This is a genomic window from Photobacterium piscicola, from assembly GCF_046058925.1.
Taxonomy (GTDB): domain Bacteria; phylum Pseudomonadota; class Gammaproteobacteria; order Enterobacterales; family Vibrionaceae; genus Photobacterium; species Photobacterium piscicola.
In genome coordinates this window covers 580,273-597,884 of record NZ_CP175534.1, presented here as the reverse complement: position 1 = coordinate 597,884, position 17,612 = coordinate 580,273, and the positions used below count along the sequence as shown (strand labels likewise).

At 42.7% G+C, this 17,612-nt stretch carries 18 protein-coding genes; 1 reads left to right on the top strand and 17 read right to left on the bottom strand.

Translation table 11 applies throughout. The features are described 5' to 3' along the window. Positions 1 to 12: 12 nt before the first annotated feature. The 8 genes from ACJZU6_RS02840 to rpe form a co-directional block, all read right to left on the bottom strand. Positions 13 to 807: a DUF1338 domain-containing protein gene (locus tag ACJZU6_RS02840; RefSeq protein ID WP_080158738.1), complete on the bottom strand. Its 795-nt coding sequence runs from the start codon at positions 805 to 807 to the stop codon at positions 13 to 15. A gap of 40 nt (positions 808 to 847) precedes the next feature. After that, complete coding sequence (gene astD, locus ACJZU6_RS02835) at positions 848 to 2,308, bottom strand: succinylglutamate-semialdehyde dehydrogenase (RefSeq protein ID WP_408900617.1); 1,461 nt, start codon at positions 2,306 to 2,308, stop codon at positions 848 to 850. 12 nt (positions 2,309 to 2,320) lie between these two features. Continuing rightward, positions 2,321 to 3,337, bottom strand: a complete 1,017-nt coding sequence (astA, locus tag ACJZU6_RS02830; RefSeq protein ID WP_408900616.1) for an arginine N-succinyltransferase — start codon at positions 3,335 to 3,337, stop codon at positions 2,321 to 2,323. Positions 3,338 to 3,442: 105 nt separating this feature from the next. After that, on the bottom strand, positions 3,443 to 4,675 hold the full coding sequence (locus ACJZU6_RS02825; RefSeq protein WP_408900615.1) for an aspartate aminotransferase family protein: 1,233 nt from the start codon (positions 4,673 to 4,675) through the stop codon (positions 3,443 to 3,445). A gap of 325 nt (positions 4,676 to 5,000) precedes the next feature. Further along, positions 5,001 to 5,576, bottom strand: a complete 576-nt coding sequence (locus tag ACJZU6_RS02820) for an aminodeoxychorismate/anthranilate synthase component II (protein WP_080158742.1) — start codon at positions 5,574 to 5,576, stop codon at positions 5,001 to 5,003. A gap of 104 nt (positions 5,577 to 5,680) precedes the next feature. Continuing rightward, complete coding sequence (gene trpS / locus ACJZU6_RS02815; RefSeq protein WP_080158743.1) at positions 5,681 to 6,700, bottom strand: tryptophan--tRNA ligase; 1,020 nt, start codon at positions 6,698 to 6,700, stop codon at positions 5,681 to 5,683. A gap of 104 nt (positions 6,701 to 6,804) precedes the next feature. Then, positions 6,805 to 7,488: a phosphoglycolate phosphatase gene (locus tag ACJZU6_RS02810; protein ID WP_408900614.1), complete on the bottom strand. Its 684-nt coding sequence runs from the start codon at positions 7,486 to 7,488 to the stop codon at positions 6,805 to 6,807. A gap of 14 nt (positions 7,489 to 7,502) precedes the next feature. Next, the gene (gene rpe, locus ACJZU6_RS02805) at positions 7,503 to 8,177 is read right to left on the bottom strand and encodes a ribulose-phosphate 3-epimerase (RefSeq protein WP_080158744.1); all 675 of its coding nucleotides are present in this window, start codon (positions 8,175 to 8,177) and stop codon (positions 7,503 to 7,505) included. Positions 8,178 to 8,376: 199 nt separating this feature from the next. Between rpe and ACJZU6_RS02800 the strand changes: the two genes are divergently transcribed. After that, positions 8,377 to 8,574, top strand: a complete 198-nt coding sequence (locus ACJZU6_RS02800; protein ID WP_408900613.1) for a DUF2970 domain-containing protein — start codon at positions 8,377 to 8,379, stop codon at positions 8,572 to 8,574. Between the two features lie 12 nt (positions 8,575 to 8,586). Here ACJZU6_RS02800 and dam read toward each other — a convergent pair whose 3' ends face one another. The 9 genes from dam to pilM form a co-directional block, all read right to left on the bottom strand. Then, on the bottom strand, positions 8,587 to 9,423 hold the full coding sequence (gene dam, locus ACJZU6_RS02795) for an adenine-specific DNA-methyltransferase (RefSeq protein WP_408900612.1): 837 nt from the start codon (positions 9,421 to 9,423) through the stop codon (positions 8,587 to 8,589). Between the two features lie 108 nt (positions 9,424 to 9,531). Then, positions 9,532 to 11,133, bottom strand: coding sequence for an AAA family ATPase (locus tag ACJZU6_RS02790; RefSeq protein WP_408900611.1), 1,602 nt, complete (start codon positions 11,131 to 11,133; stop codon positions 9,532 to 9,534). Between the two features lie 23 nt (positions 11,134 to 11,156). Then, a complete protein-coding gene (gene aroB, locus ACJZU6_RS02785; RefSeq protein ID WP_408900610.1) occupies positions 11,157 to 12,236 on the bottom strand; it encodes a 3-dehydroquinate synthase in 1,080 nt (359 codons plus the stop codon). Between the two features lie 23 nt (positions 12,237 to 12,259). Continuing rightward, positions 12,260 to 12,778, bottom strand: coding sequence for a shikimate kinase AroK (gene aroK / locus ACJZU6_RS02780; RefSeq protein ID WP_045035958.1), 519 nt, complete (start codon positions 12,776 to 12,778; stop codon positions 12,260 to 12,262). A 387-nt stretch (positions 12,779 to 13,165) separates the two neighbouring features. Further along, the gene (locus ACJZU6_RS02775) at positions 13,166 to 14,887 is read right to left on the bottom strand and encodes a type IV pilus secretin PilQ (protein WP_080158749.1); all 1,722 of its coding nucleotides are present in this window, start codon (positions 14,885 to 14,887) and stop codon (positions 13,166 to 13,168) included. 13 nt (positions 14,888 to 14,900) lie between these two features. Beyond that, positions 14,901 to 15,416: a pilus assembly protein PilP gene (locus ACJZU6_RS02770; RefSeq protein ID WP_080158750.1), complete on the bottom strand. Its 516-nt coding sequence runs from the start codon at positions 15,414 to 15,416 to the stop codon at positions 14,901 to 14,903. Between the two features lie 10 nt (positions 15,417 to 15,426). Then, positions 15,427 to 16,011: a type 4a pilus biogenesis protein PilO gene (locus ACJZU6_RS02765; RefSeq protein ID WP_080158751.1), complete on the bottom strand. Its 585-nt coding sequence runs from the start codon at positions 16,009 to 16,011 to the stop codon at positions 15,427 to 15,429. Beyond that, a complete protein-coding gene (locus ACJZU6_RS02760) occupies positions 16,004 to 16,615 on the bottom strand; it encodes a PilN domain-containing protein (RefSeq protein ID WP_107276034.1) in 612 nt (203 codons plus the stop codon). Before ACJZU6_RS02760 ends, ACJZU6_RS02765 begins: the two co-directional genes overlap by 8 nt. After that, positions 16,612 to 17,592, bottom strand: coding sequence for a type IV pilus biogenesis protein PilM (gene pilM, locus ACJZU6_RS02755; protein ID WP_080158753.1), 981 nt, complete (start codon positions 17,590 to 17,592; stop codon positions 16,612 to 16,614). The genes ACJZU6_RS02760 and pilM overlap by 4 nt, the downstream gene beginning before the upstream one ends. Between the last annotated feature and the right edge of the window lie 20 nt (positions 17,593 to 17,612).

The following is a 17,612-nucleotide window of genomic DNA, read 5'->3' as shown; positions in this document are numbered from 1 at the left end:
TTTGGCTTACAATTAACGATCTGTACTTTCAAAAATTTTATTCGCCGAAGCAACCACAAACCCTGAATATAACTCACCATTCGCTTGGGGATGGCGTTTTGCAAATTCATAAAATCCACCAGGGATGTTATGAATACCATCTCGAAAACTGACCCCCACCTTGTCAGCCATGGTTGCTGATTGTTCCAACATCACCTCAGCATTACCTTTTATTTCCCCGCCCGCTTGATTAATAACAAACTGGTTATGGCGCAATAAATGATTAACCTCTTCAAGATTAGAGAACTGTTCTAATTGATTAATACTCACCGTAAAATGGTTAGCGCCAAAACCGTGTGCCGCAACCCACGCTGCATATTCACTTTCAGCCGCTAAAAATTGATAGGTCGCAAAGTCAAGTTGCCATGGACGGCCACGATAAATAAAATCAGGTTGGCGAAAATAATCATCATCAACCTGATCAAGCAAGGCTCGTATCGTATGTTGTAATTCAGCCGAGCACCCCGCTAATTGTAATTCGCTAATAAAGACTTTTGGCAACACCGGGTTTGCATGAATAAAGGATTCGGCATACAGCTTTTTGGCACTAAAATGATATTTTGCTTGCGGTTGGTAACCCAAAGCAATAAATGGCGCAGCCAGTACGGCTAAGCCACACTTCGGTAACCCAAAGCTGCGCAATGCAATATGATCATTAAGTAATGCTGTGTCCTCGGTTAACAACTGCTGTATTTGCACCGCTGAAGGGCATAAGCGGTGACTATAATCGTGCCATAAACCATCAAAAAGTTGGGTAATAGATTCCATAATCAGCCTGCCTATTGAAAGCATTATCACTCATTAAACCTTAGCTCAAGCTTACTCCTGGCGCTAATTGAGACGGTAATTGCACATCATCCCCTTCAACAGACGCCATAGGATAAGCACAATAGTCCGCAGCATAATAAGCACTTGGGCGAAGATTTCCTGATGCGCCTGGGCCACCAAAAGGTGCATCACCACTCGCTCCCGTTAAGGGTCGGTTTCGATTCACAATACCAGCACGAATATGTTCAATAAAATAGAGCCATTGTTGCTCATCGGTTGAAATGAGCCCTGCCGCTAAGCCATAGCGAGTTTGATTGGCACTGACTACCGCTTGAGTAAAATCAACATAACGACTAACGTGTAATAGTGGTCCAAAATATTCTTCATCCGCAAGTTCAGTAATAGCACTAACATCGATAATCGCAGGCGTCACAATTGCGCCTTGTCCCCGCGTTGCCGTTAATAAAGCAACGCCACCAGCATCCAAAAGTTGTTGTTGATGCAATATGATGTGATCCGCCGCCACAGCAGAAATTAATGGCCCCATAAACGGTGCAGGGGTTGCAAAGGGATCACCCACCAGCAATTGTGAAGCGACCGTCACTAAACGGGCTAACAGAGCATCGCCAGCTTTTCCTGTGGCGATATATAATCGCCGTGCACAAGTACAACGCTGTCCAGCACTTAAAAAAGCCGATTGAATGATGGTATATACCGCCGCATCAATGTCACCATACTCTTGGCCGATCACTAATGGATTATTACCTCCCATCTCTAAAGCCAACATAGTTTGCGGTTGCCCCGCAAATTGTTGATGTAACAAATGCCCCGTTTGCGCACTCCCGGTAAACAATACTCCAGCCACTCCCGTTGCCATGGCTAACGCCGCTCCCGTTGTACGTCCACCTTGTACTAAATTAATCACCCCATCAGCAATACCCGCTTGTTGCCATAATTCACACATTCGTTGAGCGGTATTAGGTGTCAGTTCTGAGGGTTTAAATACCACGGTGTTACCCGCTAACAATGCTGGAATAATATGGCCATTAGGTAAGTGTGCGGGGAAGTTATATGGTCCAAATACCGCCATCCCCCCCAAAGGACGATGGCGAACAATCATGGTAGTTTCGGCCTGCTGACGCTGACGAATACCCGTTCGCTCATGATAAGCTTGCGTTGATAACCCAACTTTGGCAATCATCGCCGCGATTTCCGTGGTACTTTCCCATACTGGTTTACCTGTTTCTGCCGCAATAATATGTGCCAATTGTGATTGATGTTGTTGCAGTAATTGAGCAAAGCGTTCAATAACGGCTAAGCGCTCATTAAACGTCGTATTTCGCCAGTTTAAAAACGCTGAATTTGCAGCAGCAACAGCATTCTCAACTTGCTCTACACTCGCAGCATTACCTTGCCAAACCACATCATCATTATAAGGATTGAGTGATTGAAATCGCTCACCATCGCCCACTAGCCATTGATTATTAATCCATAAGCTCATTCGTCTCTCCTTTTATGGTTGGGCTATTAACCTTACTTCATCACCCATTTCCACATTAAGTGCAGCGGCAACCTCAGCGGTCATCATGGCTTGTCCTTGTGCAGTAATCGCAATAGAAGCCACAACCGCTCGAAACCCTGCTAACTGACCATTTGAGATAAGATAATGTTGTTGGCTGCTATGTTCACCAATATTGACCGAATAGCGCTGCGAATGACGCACAGTTTCAATATTACGCACGTCACATTCAACACTAGGACCGGCATCAAAAATATCAACATAACCGCGACAACAAAATCCTTCTTGTTCTAACAGTTGTAACGCGGGACGAGTATTAGTATGTACTTTCCCTATCACCGCTTGTGCTTCTTTGCTAAGTAAATTGACGTAAATCGGTAATTTAGGCATTAAATCAGCAATAAAGCCTTTGCGGCCAATACCGGTTAAATAATCTGCATAAGTAAAATCAATCGAAAAAAAATGTTCTTTCAGCCATTGCCAAAAAGGGGAATTCCCCTGTTCATCAGAGACACCACGCATTTCAGCAAAAGCCACCTTAGCAAATCGCTGTTGATGATCAGCCATCAATAAGAAACGTGACTTTGACAATAAGCGTCCGTTAGTACCTTGACGCCACTCGGGCAATAAAAATAAGCTACACAGCTCAGTTTCCCCAGTGTATTGGTTACCCAATGTCAGTACCTTAACAATGTTGTGTACGCCTAACTGACGCGAAGCATGGGTCACAGTACTTAAATGGTAATTATAAAAAGGCACATCAAGTCCAACCGTCGCTTCAATTGCTGTTGTACCAACTACTTGATTGGTATCACTATCAACGGCGACCAATAGATAACTTTCCTGGCCTGGAGAGGTAACACTGGCATTAAAACTGGCTTGAGAATGTTGGATACGGCGACGAAGTAAATCTTCATTGATGGGTAATGATGTAAAACCATGACCAGAGGCTTCTGCACATTGCATCAGTGCAGGATAATCAGCGGCAGTAATAGGACGAATAATGAGCATAGCATTCCCTCCTAAATATAGACAATGACTCCTGCCATTGTCTCGCTCAACATCAGCGTTAGAATGGGGCTATTGGTGTTAACTAACCCCGTAATAGCAATTCAATCACAGCTCAGCAGAATGCAGTTCATATAACGTTGCAATTGCCGCTTCTAAGCGTTGCATTCCTTCATCGATATCTTTTTTATCAATTACCAATGAAGGCGTAAAGCGCACCACATCAGTGCCCGCAACTAATACCATTAACCCTTCTTTACCTGCGGCAACTAAGATATCTCGTGCTCGGCCTTGCCATTGTGGGCATAACACCGCCCCAAGTAATAACCCTTTACCGCGAATTTCACTAAAAATAGGATAACGATGATTAATCTGCATGAGCCCATCACGGAACCATTGTTCGCGCTGTTTCACGCCAGCTAATACTGCGGGCTGACTAATGGTATTGATCACCGCTTCAGCAACCGCACACGCAAGAGGATTACCGCCATAAGTTGAACCATGGGTCCCCACTTTAAGATGGGCTGCAAATGCCGTTGTTGTCAGCATTGCAGCAACAGGGAAGCCGCCACCTAATGATTTTGCTGTGGTCAAAATATCTGGGGTAACACCAAGACCTTGGTAAGCAAACAAGTCTCCCGTACGGCCATTACCCGTTTGCACTTCATCAAAGATCAACAGCGCATGGTGTTTATCACACAGCTCACGTACCCCTTGCACGAACTCAATCGTTGGGATAATGACCCCACCCTCACCTTGTAAAGGCTCCATCATCACAGCACAGGTTTTATCTGACATTAATTCAGCAATTGCCGCTAAATCATTATAAGGAATATGGGTAACTGCTTGGGGTTTAGGACCAAAACCATCGGAATAAGTACTTTGGCCACCGACCGTCACGGTAAAAAAGGTACGTCCATGAAAACCATGATGAAAGGCGATAATTTGATCTTTATCGGCACCAAAGTTATCAACGGCATAACGACGCGCTAATTTTAATGCGGCTTCATTGGCTTCTGCGCCAGAGTTAGCGAAAAAGACTTTATCAGCAAAAGTGAGTTGGGTCAGTGTGTCAGCTAAGCGCAACGCGGGCTCATTGGTCATCACATTACTTAAATGCCACAATTTTTGTGCTTGCTCTGTTAATGCTTCCACCAGCACCGGATGGCAATGGCCCAAACAACTGACCGCAATCCCCCCCGCGAAATCAATATATTCCCGTTGCTGTTGATCCCATAAGCGCGAGCCTTGTCCACGAACGGGAATAATATCCATCGGCGCATAGCAAGGTACCATGACCTCATTAAACAATGAACGTTGCAGCTTCTCTTCTGTTGCCATCACACTATCCTTCTGTGCTGTATGCCGTATTATTAATAGTATTTACATTTTATTAACCTTTTGCCAAGCAAGTTAATGCTTTTTATTTCAGCAAAAGTGTTAATAAATGAATACACTAGCAATAGTTATGCATTATTTACGGAAGATTATTAACCACTATCATTGACCAACACTCTTTCCTCTAAGGAAATAATTCTTATCAAATGCATAAAATTGCATTTCAACAAAAACGAAACGACTCAAATAACAAAGATAAGCAGTGATAACAACAGAAAAGCGTACTTACTCACGCAGTAATAAGTACGTTAGAAGAACAGTAGAGGAATTAGCGTTGCAGAAAATTAGCCAGCAATTGATGGCCTTGTTCGGTCAAAATGCTTTCTGGATGAAACTGTACCCCTTCAAGTGCCAGCGTTTTATGTCGAATACCCATAATTTCATCAAATTCACCGTTTAATTCTGTCCAAGCGGTGATCTCAAAACAATCAGGTAATGTTGCCGCTTTAACGACCAAGGAATGGTAACGCGTCACTGTTAGAGGATTATTAAGCCCCTTAAAAACACCACAATCAGTATGATAGATAGGTGACGTTTTACCATGCATAACCTGACGAGCACGTACTACATCGCCGCCAAATACTTGCGCAAGTGATTGGTGCCCAAGACACACACCGAGAATCGGTAATTTACCTGCGAAATATTCAATAGCTTGCAAAGAGATACCCGCTTCATTAGGCGTACAGGGACCAGGAGAAATGACTAAATGCGTGGGAGCTAACGCCTCAATTGCCGCAATATCAATTTCATCATTACGCACAACAACGACTTCAGCGCCTAATTCACAAAAGTATTGATAAAGGTTGTAAGTAAAGGAATCGTAGTTATCAATAAGTAACAACATACTACAACTAAGCTCTTATTCTTTTACTGCCAACGGCAGTAATTAACCCGCGATAAAAAAGCAGAGCCTTAGCCCTGCTTTATTATCATTGTTATTGCCTGCACTTATGGGCGAGCAACAAAACCGACTGCATGATAAGCTTTTTTCAACACTTCAGCAGCACGCGCAGATGCTTTATCCGCACCGGCTTTCATCACGCTATCAAGGTAAGCACGATCATGACGAATGCGTTGGTATTCAGCCTGTACAGGCTCAAGCATTGCGACTAATGCTTCACCGACATCTTTCTTAAATGGACCATACATTTCAACACCAGCATACTGCGCTTCAATTTCAGCAAACGTTTTGCCTGTTGCGCCAGAATACAAGCCCATTAGGTTTGAAATACCCGCTTTTTGTTCAATATCATGCGCGATACGAGGCGGCATTTCTGCGTCTGTTTGCGCTTTATTGATTTTCTTTAGAATTGACTTAGGATCTTCAAGTAACGTAATAACGTTCTTACGGTTATCATCTGACTTCGACATTTTCTTAGTCGCATCTTGTAAGCTCATTACGCGTGCACCTACCGTTGGAATATACGGTTCAGGTACTTGGAAAATTGGGCTTTGCTCTGTGCCATAAAGATTATTAAAACGGGTTGCGATATCACGCGCTAATTCTAAATGTTGCTTCTGATCGCTACCTACAGGCACTTGATGAGCGCCATACAATAAAATATCGGCAGCCATCAGTACTGGATAACCAAATAAACCCGCGTTAACGTCATTTGCGTGACGGGCTGATTTATCTTTAAACTGAGTCATGCGGCTTAGCTCACCCATTTGGGTATAGCAGTTTAATAACCAGCCCAGCTGTGCATGCTCAGGTACATGAGATTGTACAAACAAGGTGCTTTTCTTTGGATCAACACCAACGGCTAAACAAATCGCAAGTGCATCGAGAGTTGCTTCATGAAGGGCTTTGGGATCTTGGCGTACAGTAATGGCATGTAAATCAACCACGCAGTACTGACAATCATAATCATCCTGCATCTGTTCCCACTGACGCAGCGCACCAAGGTAGTTGCCGATACTCAATTCACCAGAAGGCTGTACGCCACTTAATACAATGGGTTTACTCATGATCAGGCTGTCCTGTTAATATCTGTAATTGTATTGACGAAAGGTACTAATAACGTGGTTATCAGTACCTAATGTTATTGGTTTTTAGTGTACACCGTAATGTACTAGCAGCCTAGTTTAACCACATCAAGTAATTGCTTGAAGTGATCACAGACAACATCTGGCTGACTATCACTGATAGGTTGACCATAGTTATAACCATAAGTCAGCCCAAGCGAGCGACAACTAGCAGCTTGCGCCGCTAAAATATCGTTACGCGAATCACCCACCATCAGTAATTCAGTGGCTGCAACATGGTGTTTTTCCATCAACCAATGTAATGCGTAAGGATCTGGCTTTTTCAATGGAAAGGTATCACCGCCAATCACATCAACAAAGTAAGCACTCAAACCATGTTCTTCAAGTAAGTGAGGCACAAATTGTGATGGCTTATTCGTCACCACCGCCATCAAAACACCCGCTTGATGTAAATTAGCTAATGTCGTTTTCACATCCGCATATAGCGCACTTTTTTGGTGACCGCCTGCTGCATAATAATGATCAAATAGTTCACGTGCTTGACGCTGTAATTGCGGATCAATCTCAGGATCAATATCGATACTACGGCTTAATGCGCGACCAATTAAAATATCAGCCCCGTTGCCAATCCAAGTCGTCACCTGTTCAACCGTCACACCTTCACGGCCAAGATGACGCATAGTCAAATCAGCCGCATCGGCTAAATCAGGTACGCTATCTAACAACGTACCGTCTAAATCAAACGCTATAAATTTAATATTTTCAATCATGTTTTCAGAAACCATTAACGCTTAGCCTCAGCTAACTGTGCACGCATATTATCAATCGCAATTTTATAATCAGGTTCATTAAAAATAGCAGACCCCGCAACAAACATATCCGCACCTGCTGCTGCGATTTCCGCAATATTATTAACGTTAACACCACCATCCACTTCTAAACGAATATCTCGCCCTGAAGCATCAATACGCTGACGTACTTGACGTAATTTATCTAGCGTACTTGGAATAAATGATTGACCACCAAAACCAGGATTTACAGACATGATCAAAATCATATCCACTTTATCCATAATGTAATCAAGGTGGTGTAGCGGTGTTGCGGGATTAAATACCACCCCGGCTTGGCAACCATGTTCTTTAATCAGTTGCAAACTACGGTCAAGGTGATCGGTCGCTTCAACATGAACAGTGATCATGCTTGCGCCAGCTTTGGCAAAATCAGGAATAATACGATCGACAGGTTTTACCATTAAATGAACATCAATTGGCGCGGTAATACCATAATCGCGTAATGCTTGACAGATAGGCGCACCAAACGTCAGGTTAGGGACAAAGTGATTATCCATAACATCAAAATGCACCACATCAGCACCAGCGGCCAATACGTTTGCTACATCTTCACCTAAGCGGGCAAAATCAGCAGACAAAATAGATGGAGCGATCAAAAAGTCCTTCATGGTTAGCCTCTTTACACTAGCGATAAAAACACAGGCTCGGCGTACCAAGCTCATAAATTGCTGTCAGTCTACCCGATCCCCTAGGTGTTGTCTTAATGGATTTATTTATTACTGTAGTTAGCAATAATTATCAGTGTTACTACCAACATAGGCACTACAATCTAGCTAGCATTTAAATAAAACACTCACAGGAAAGCCGATGAATAAACACAGCAAAGCGGTGTGGCAAGTAATAAAGAGTGTCTTAGCAGCATTGTTTGGCGTGCAATCACAACAACAGCACCAACAAGACTTTCAACATTCAAGTCCATGGTTATTTATTATCATTGGAGGGATTGTTATCGTGCTGCTAGTGATCATATTGATTGCTATCGCGCATCAAGCAATAGCAATCTAAAATCAGGAGGAATTATTCGTTATCGGCAATAAGCGGGGTTTTAAATAACGCCAGTAGTTCATCAACCTTATTGCGGCCGCTGCCATTACGACTAATCGTGCGCTTAACCCTTACTACGGATAAATCAGCACCGGTATATAAACGACGAGTTAACGGCGTATCATGATTAGAAATCAATACTGCTATATCGCGTTCAGTAGCGGCTTTCTCTGCGATATTAGCTAAGGTCGCTTGATCATCCAAACTAAAACCATTACCAGAATAAGAGGTAAAATTAGCCGTAGTTGATAATGGCGCATACGGTGGATCACAATAAATCACACTGCCTTTACGCGCCCGTGAAAATGTCTGGCTGTACCCTTCACAAATAAACGTCGCACGTTTAGCTTTTTCTGAAAAATAATACATTTCAGCTTCAGGGAAATACGGTTTTTTGTAAGAGCCAAAAGGAACGTTAAACCCGCCCTTTTTGTTATAACGACATAAGCCATTAAAACCATGACGATTTAGATAGAGAAAATAAATCGAACGCTGATAAGGATCAGTACTGTTATTAAAGTCTTCTCTAATACTTAAATATGCTGCTTTAGTATTATATTCAGGCGTAAATAATCGACGTACATCTTCAATGTATCGCTCAGGCTCTTGCTTAATAATATTATATAAATTAATTAGATCTGGGTTGATATCCGCCAGCAAATAATGCTCGTAATCAGTATTTAAAAACACCGAACCAGCACCGACAAAAGGCTCAACCAATTTACGCGCAGGCGGTAGGTGTCGTTTAATATCCTCGACCAGAGAGTACTTACCCCCAGCCCACTTCAGGAATGCACGATGCTTTTTCATTAAGCTGACCCACCACCACTTACAAGAATGTCACGAAAGGTCGCGGATTGTACCTCATTTACACCCTGCGCTGATACCAATTCACATAAATAACTACTATTTATGGCTTTATTTTAAGCGATCTATTTCTTGCGTGATCTTACGATAAGATTTTAACCATGGTTTTAGCTGTTGTAATGCAGGTGATAATTGATTTTTTGCAGTGCGTGCCTGACTCGCGGTAGCGTAATCTCCGGTCACAACAATAAACCATGACTGCTGATTACGTACCGTTTGGTAAACTATCGCATCCATTACATTATGGGTTGTAATAAATTCTGCAGCAGCGGCAAGGCTCTGAGTTGCCGCCAGTTGTAACGCATAATGTGTTGGCTTTACGGCAATTAATCGTTGTTTATCTGCGGCTAATTTAAGTGACCAATCTAACTTAGAGACAGGCGATGATGTAACACTAACAGCCGCTGGCGTTTTGATTGCTTCTGTCGCAATGACAGGCGATTTTTCAGTCATTTCTGTAGCTTCTGTAGCTTCTGTAGCTTCTGTAGCTTCTGTAGCTTCTGTAGCTTCTGTAGCTTCTGTAGCTTCTGTAGCTTCTGTAGCTTCTGTAGCTTCTGTAGCTTCTGTAGCTTCTGTAGCTTCTGTAGCTTCTGTAGCTTCTGTAGCTTCTGTAGCTTCTGTAGCTTCTGTAGCTTCTGTAGCTTCTGTAGCTTCTGTAGCTTCTGTAGCAGCAGGATGATCGTCCAACGTGTGATCGTCAATAATGGCATCAATTTGTTGATCAGAGATAACAACCCGCTCTTGACCCTTGATGTCATCTTGACGCCCCACAGTTAACCCCTGTGGATTAACTTGTGGTGGTAATGGCTCTTTATCAATTGTTACCGCCGCAGGCACAGGAGGCTGAGGTGCCGTTATCGTTGCCGATGCAGACTCACTACCAGAGCGGGATGCCATAAAGAAATAACCGCCCGCAATTAAAACAAAGATCACGCCACCAATTACAATCGGTAATAACGGCTTCTTTTTCATATTTGAATTCATGGTTATCCCTTCTGCTTGCGGAAGATTATGTAATACGCCCGGACGAGGAAGCGCCATTAGTAAGCGCTGTTTTAATGAACGCCGACAAGGGGCATCTAATCCATCGGACGTCATTAGCATATCACTAAATAGCATCACTTCTTGCTGACTAAAATCATCAATATCAAGTTCAACAGGAGTAATACCTGAGCCATGAGCGACATGGGCTAAAGTTTGATTCAACTCGCCACTATTGGCAAATAGCACAATATTCAGTTGTCGCTCTGGATGTTGATTGGCATATTGTGCCAATGCCCACAATTCAGCAATTAACGTTGGGCTCAGACACTGGGCGTCATCAATCACCACCATTAATTTATAATGTTGGTTCGCTAATAGATGCTCAACACTCTGACATAAAGAGTCATGTTCATTAAACATAGCGTGGCTAACAAATTGTTGTAGCAGTAAGGTACGATGTTGAACGTCTGTTTGTCCATGCTGACACATCAATAATACTTGATGACAATCGGTGGCGTAATCTTCAAGAAAAGCATGGGCAAGCCAAGTTTTACCTGAGCCAGGAGCACCAGAAAGGTGAATGAGGTGAGAGCTAAACCGAGTAATGAACTGTACTCGAGTCAGCAACTGGATCTGACTTTCCAGATCCAGACTTTTTCGTTTTGTCATGCGAGTTATCAATTGGTTACAGTTTAGCGACCAATTACATCCTGAAGCACATCAAAAGGAACATCAGCCACAACCTCAGCACTGCCAATCGATGTTGGCAACACTAAGCGTAGCTGACCTGACAATACTTTTTTATCACGCATCATATGCTTAATAAAATCGTCAAAAAACATTGTATCAGGAGCAACAACGGGCAAATTTGCTCGTTGATGTAATGCAATAATACGCATTACATCAGCATCACTGATTAATCCCTGCTTTGCGGCAGTATGTGCTGCGAGAATTGTACCTACTGACACCGCTTCGCCATGCAGCCAATTACCGTAGCCCATTTCTGCTTCAATCGCATGACCAAAGGTATGGCCAAGATTAAGTAATGCCCTAACGCCTGATTCTTTTTCGTCGGCAGCAACAACATCGGCTTTAATTTGACAGCAACGGCTAATGGCGTAACACAACGCCTCGTTATCCAGTGCATGTAACCGTTCAATGTTATTCTCTAACCAAACAAAAAAATCATGATCGGCAATAATGCCGTACTTGATGACTTCTGCCAATCCTGCTGCTAACTCTCGTTGCGGCAAGGTATGTAAACAATAATTATCAATAATTACTGCTTTAGGTTGGTAAAAGGCACCAATCATGTTTTTACCCAGACGGTGATTAACCGCAGTTTTTCCACCAACAGATGAATCAACTTGTGCTAACAACGTGGTTGGCACCTGAATAAAATCAACCCCTCGCTGATAACTCGCAGCCGCAAAGCCAACGATATCACCAATTACGCCGCCGCCTAAAGCAACTAAAATCACATCGCGGCCATAATTACCTTCCAGTAAAAATGTCATGATGTGATTAAACGTATCAAGGGTTTTGTATTGTTCACCATCAGGCAGAGAAAGTAGTGCCACTTGGCACGATAATGAACTGATGGTTGCTATTACCTTATCCGCATATAACGGGGCAACAGTATCATTACTGACCACAACTACTTGCTTGCCTGCAGATATCGCAGATGCAAACAACGCCGAGTTGTCGAACAACTCGGCGCCAATTGAAATAGGGTAGCTTCTGTCATCTAAATTGACATTGATCCGTTCCATGGTCAGCTTCTCTTTTTAATGAATTAACGCTCTTCCAACATCTTGATGATTTGGTTAGCAACTACCTTCGCACTCTGATCATCAGTACGAACAACGTAGTCAGCAACCTCTTCATACAATGGGTTACGCTCTGCTGCTAGTTCTTCAAGTACTTCACGAGGTGTGTCAGTTTGAAGTAACGGGCGTTTTTTATCACGTTGAGTACGAGCTAATTGTTTTTCAATAGTCGTCTCTAGATAAACAACAATACCACGAGCAGAAAGGCGATTGCGGTTCTCTTTGTTAATAACAGAGCCGCCACCCGTTGCGAGAACAATACCTTGTTCTTGTGTTAGGTCATCAATTACAGCTTCTTCGCGAACACGGAAACCGTCTTCACCTTCAACATCAAACACCCAACTAATATCAGCGCCAGTACGTTCTTCGATCACAGTATCTGAATCAAAGAATTCCATATGCAGCTGTTGTGCAAGGTGTCTACCAATAGTGCTTTTGCCGGCACCCATAGGGCCAACCAAGAAAATATTTCGTTTTTCAGCCATTTTTAGCAATTTACGCGCGGTTAATAAAACGACACCACCCGCAGGCTCTATGTAATATAAGCCCGAGGCGCCAAGTTCCTCACATATAATTCGTGATAAGACAGAAAATTATCTCAGGACTGACTACTATTTTGCAATAGCTAGTCGACATCAATCGATATTTTATTAAGCCTGTCTTACCCACAGAGGTTGCCATAATGGCTTACCCGAGGTCAGAGGTCAATCGTATTAAGCTCGTAAATATCCTAATAATTGCCGAATAACATGCTCAACACCCATTCAACGGGCAAAGGTAACCAATAGAAATAAAACAACTTTTAGCGAGACTCACCCTGCTGAAGCATTGTTTAGAAGCATTATCAGCAAGGTGATTAGGTAAGTGAAAAATTATTGCATCACAATCTTTGGCGTCACAAAAATCAATAATTCACGTTTTCCAAGTTCTTCCATTTTATGCCTAAATAATGCACCAAGTACTGGAATATCACCAAGAATAGGTACTTTACGAACACTATTGTTGACTTGATTTTGATAAATACCACCTAATACAACTGTTTCACCGTTATTGACTAACACCTGTGTTCCAATACGTTGCGTTTTAATTGCAACCGCCGTACCGACGCCAGTTGGCACTTCTTCACCTTTACTGTCTTGCGTGACTTCTAAATCCAATACCAATTTATTATCGGGCGTGATTTGAGGGGTTACCATCAAGCTCAGCACCGCCTTTTTAAAATCAACCGACACCGCACCACTTGATGATGCTTCAAGATACGGAATTTCGGTACCTTGCTCGATATAAGCCGCTTTTTTATTGGTGGTCATTAAGCGCGGACTGGAAATAATCTCAGCTTTACGCTCTGATTGTAATGCTGATAATTCTAAATCTAACAATACATTACCCAGTTTTGCCACCTGAAAAGCAATACTAGAAGCACCCGCTTGAGTCGCACCTAAGTTCACATTAAGGAAATCATCAACGGTGGTATCATCAAGCAAACCAGAACTACCAAGGTTACCTTCAATTGAACCACCAATGGTAGTATCACCATCAATACTCGACACGCCCCAACGAACACCAAGCTCATCAATATTACCTTCATCAATGGTAACGATACGCGCTTCAATCTGTACTTGTTTGACTGGAATATCAAGTGCAACTACGATGTCTTTAATACTGGCTATATTTTCAGGAGTATCTTTAATTATCAATGCATTAGTACGTTCATCAACATGCAAAGAACCGCGTTCTGACAGCATCCCCACACCATCACTCGATCCACTTAATAACGCCGAAATGTCCGTTGCCTTGGCATAGTTCACTTGAATAAGCTCAGAGCGTAAACTCGCTAATTCTTGTTGTTTGCGTGCAGTTTCCATCACTTGATGTTCATTAGCCGCTAATTCAGCTTTAGGGGCAACTAATAACACAGAGCCACGGACACGTTTATCTAATCCTTTCGCTTGCAGGATAATATCGAGCACTTGCGGCCATGGCACATTATCTAAACGCAACGTAACGTTACCGCTCACCGTATCAGCAACCACCAAGTTAAAATCATTATAATCAGCTATTAACTGTAAGACATTACGCACCGGAATATCTTGAAAGTTTATAGAGATAGGTTTGCCTTTGTACGACACATTACCTTTGTTTGCCGTTGTTGCCGTTTTAGCTTGAGTACGTTTAATTAACGTCACTTCAAGGTTATTGCCTCGAATACGATAATCGTAATCATAACCACCAGTCATATTAAACATAAACCGCGCCCCACGAGGCACATTGCTAGTATCAATGCTATTAACGACCGTAGCAAAATCAATTACATCTAAAGTGTGTATTTGCTCATTGGTTAACTGAGTATCAAAAATATCCAGCTGTAATTGCTTACCTTGACGGCGAATATCAACCAATGACTGCGGCTGTTTTAACTTAACAGTTAATACGCCTCGACCTTTACCATCACGATGAAATTCAATATCTTGAACTTGATTAGTAATGCCACTCGCTGGCGCTGCTGTAACACTGGTTACCGTCAGCAACCCGCAGCACATTAACCATACACTGACGAAAATCTGGCGGCTAAGCCCCCATGTATTCCCTTTCATAACTCATCCTTGATTAATGCTGAACTAAAGCCAGCTTTGCAGGCCGTGTTAGCCAACAACCTTTGCCATCGGGTAATGTTTCTTCTATTTCAATGAGCTTATCACTCACCTTTATTACTTTGCCGCGATTAAGCCCAACAAACTGTCCTGGCTTAATTTTTACTAACTCGCCTTTAGGGGTATAAACCAGCCCCCACAATTGATGCTGATGTCCAATCGCCCCTTTCATCGAAAGTTGCTCTAATGGAAACGTTTCTAACGGCGTTGGCTTGTGATCAGCTAATGGTTGCCAACAACTACTATTCGCTTGTTTCGCCAATAATAGCTCTGGCCTTGGCCGTAAAAATGGCACTCGTTTACTGGTCATTACAAATGATTCAGCGACAAAAATATAAGGATCAGCCAATGGTTTTACTTTTGCTTTAGCATTGGTATGTGTTTTGGCAATAAACTGCTCAATTGAATCAGTGTTAGCCTGACACCCCATTAATCCGAATCCTAACGGTAACAGCCATAATAGTGTTCTCATAAGATCCTCATTACTGTGGGGTTTTAAAACGGTATGTCGTAGCAGAGACTGTTAACGACAACAATTCATCAAAACCTTGCTTATCCACCCGTCCCAACTCAACATTACGCAAGTTAACTATTCGTGGCAGCTGGGCTATCGCTTCAGCAAACTGACCAATCTGTTGATAAGAGCCCGTTAGCTGCATATTTAGCGGCAATTCATAATAAAGGTCATGTTCGATGCGTGATGCCCACTTAATTGACTGGAAGATCAATCCGTTTTTAACACCAATATCGTTAATACTTGCCAGTAAGCTCGCTAATTCTTGCTCTTCTGGTAATTGCTCTATCACCTCTTGATAGCGACGATTAAGCTCCGCAACTTGTTCTTTTACACGAGGTAAAGCAGCCACTTGAGCAGCACGACTGACCAACTGAGACCGCAACGTTATTTCCTGCTGTTTTTGCTGTTCTAACGCCTCAGTTAATGGTGTTAACCAATACCAATAGCCTAACATTGAGAGCAATATTGCCAACACCGCAGCAATTAAACCTTGTGGCAATAATGGCCATTCCGTGATTTCATCAAGCTCTAATTCACGCCAATCAATCATTGTTTTTCTCCACTATTGCAGTAGGAAAGGTCGCCTTTAACGGCTTGTTATTAATTACTGGCGTAGTTAAATCAAAAGAGGCATTGAACTGTGATTTTTGCTGTTTATCTGCACTTTTAGTGGTAACTAAAGAGTGCATCTCAATATTTTGAAACCACGGTGATTGCTCCGCTTTACCTAATAACGCGGCAAGGTGGCCATTGGTATCACCAAAGCCGTCAACTTTGACCCGCTGCGAAGCTAAATTGACGCCATCTAGATATACGCCAGCGGGTACCACTTCGGGTAACTGATTAAGTAACTGCGTGACGCGATTACGCGATAATTGAATATCGACAATCACCTTTAATCGCAACTCAATAGCATCACGCTGTTTATCTAATAACGGTAAGAAAGCCAATCGCTGCTCTAAGCTGTCCAATTCTTGCTGTAACTGATCATTACGGCTTTGCTGCTGCAATTGTTGATTTTCAATGTATTCACCAATTGCGCCATTCCCTATAAAGGCCACCACCACACTGGCCAACAATAACCCGATAAAACGCTGTTTATGTTGTTTGCGCCGCTGCTCTCGCCACGGCAATAGATTGAGTTTATCGATCATGCTAGCCCTCGCAGTGCTAAGCCTGTAGCAACGGCATATTGACTCGACATCGAATGCGGTAATTCAACTTTTTTAGCACAGCTAAAATGCTGAAATGGGCTCACCCAGGTTACATCCAGTCCAATCAAACGTTGCAGCAAAGATTCAGACACCAAACTTTGCCCGCCGCCACAGAGCCATAAACCTTTAATGCCACTACGCGGATGGGTTGAGTTATACAATTGAATTTGGCGCTTTAATTGTTCCGCTAATTGTTTGGTAAATTGTTCTGAATGGTTGCTTCCAAGATCGGTTACTGCTTCTTGATCCTCAAACAAACCCGTACCAAATCGAATTTCACGATGATAAGCCGCACTACCTTGAGGTTTCATACAAAACTCAGTATGACGTTTACCTACATCAACGACGCCCCATTGGTTATAATGGCTGCCCATTTCAGCAAGGTATTCCGCTAACCATAATAAAGCATGAGTTTGCAGCTCCATTACCTTAGGCTTAAAACCTAACTTTAATAATGAGTTTAAACGGTTATCTATAGTCTCTCGGCGAGAAGCAAACACTTGAAATGGTGTCGTCGACGCTGAGTCACTAAAGCGATCACTGATAAGAGGAAAATAATCGAAACACAGCTCTTCCACCGGGAACGGCGAAGCCGCACCCAATGCTTGCACTATGGCGAATTCAGCCTCTTCTTCGCTGAGGTTGGTATCTAATTGAACAACTTTGCTGATCACAGCACTATCAGGTAAGGCTAAGGTAACGGCTTTGGCTTGCCATGGTAATTGCTTTTTAATTTGACGCATTGCTGACAACAGCTCAGCATTATTCACGCTATGCTGATCGTTTATGACAGTTTTAGTCAATTCAACTTCAACAAATGCAGCTAACTCAAACTGCTCTTTTTTTTGTTGTAGCACCACAGCTTTTATACTGTGATTACCAATATCTACCCCAACACTTAATGGGTTCCGAAACATCCGTGTTATGCTCCCATGTG

Bases quoted from the DNA above. Each gene is read 5' to 3' on its own strand.
- ACJZU6_RS02840 (WP_080158738.1), bottom strand. From the start codon at position 807: ATGGAATCTATTACCCAACTTTTTGATGGTTTATGGCACGATTATAGT.
- astD (WP_408900617.1), bottom strand. From the start codon at position 2,308: ATGAGCTTATGGATTAATAATCAATGGCTAGTGGGCGATGGTGAGCGA.
- astA (WP_408900616.1), bottom strand. From the start codon at position 3,337: ATGCTCATTATTCGTCCTATTACTGCCGCTGATTATCCTGCACTGATG.
- ACJZU6_RS02825 (WP_408900615.1), bottom strand. From the start codon at position 4,675: ATGGCAACAGAAGAGAAGCTGCAACGTTCATTGTTTAATGAGGTCATG.
- ACJZU6_RS02820 (WP_080158742.1), bottom strand. From the start codon at position 5,576: ATGTTGTTACTTATTGATAACTACGATTCCTTTACTTACAACCTTTAT.
- trpS (WP_080158743.1), bottom strand. From the start codon at position 6,700: ATGAGTAAACCCATTGTATTAAGTGGCGTACAGCCTTCTGGTGAATTG.
- ACJZU6_RS02810 (WP_408900614.1), bottom strand. From the start codon at position 7,488: ATGATTGAAAATATTAAATTTATAGCGTTTGATTTAGACGGTACGTTG.
- rpe (WP_080158744.1), bottom strand. From the start codon at position 8,177: ATGAAGGACTTTTTGATCGCTCCATCTATTTTGTCTGCTGATTTTGCC.
- ACJZU6_RS02800 (WP_408900613.1), top strand. From the start codon at position 8,377: ATGAATAAACACAGCAAAGCGGTGTGGCAAGTAATAAAGAGTGTCTTA.
- dam (WP_408900612.1), bottom strand. From the start codon at position 9,423: ATGAAAAAGCATCGTGCATTCCTGAAGTGGGCTGGGGGTAAGTACTCT.
- ACJZU6_RS02790 (WP_408900611.1), bottom strand. From the start codon at position 11,133: ATGACAAAACGAAAAAGTCTGGATCTGGAAAGTCAGATCCAGTTGCTG.
- aroB (WP_408900610.1), bottom strand. From the start codon at position 12,236: ATGGAACGGATCAATGTCAATTTAGATGACAGAAGCTACCCTATTTCA.
- aroK (WP_045035958.1), bottom strand. From the start codon at position 12,778: ATGGCTGAAAAACGAAATATTTTCTTGGTTGGCCCTATGGGTGCCGGC.
- ACJZU6_RS02775 (WP_080158749.1), bottom strand. From the start codon at position 14,887: ATGAAAGGGAATACATGGGGGCTTAGCCGCCAGATTTTCGTCAGTGTA.
- ACJZU6_RS02770 (WP_080158750.1), bottom strand. From the start codon at position 15,416: ATGAGAACACTATTATGGCTGTTACCGTTAGGATTCGGATTAATGGGG.
- ACJZU6_RS02765 (WP_080158751.1), bottom strand. From the start codon at position 16,011: ATGATTGATTGGCGTGAATTAGAGCTTGATGAAATCACGGAATGGCCA.
- ACJZU6_RS02760 (WP_107276034.1), bottom strand. From the start codon at position 16,615: ATGATCGATAAACTCAATCTATTGCCGTGGCGAGAGCAGCGGCGCAAA.
- pilM (WP_080158753.1), bottom strand. From the start codon at position 17,592: ATGTTTCGGAACCCATTAAGTGTTGGGGTAGATATTGGTAATCACAGT.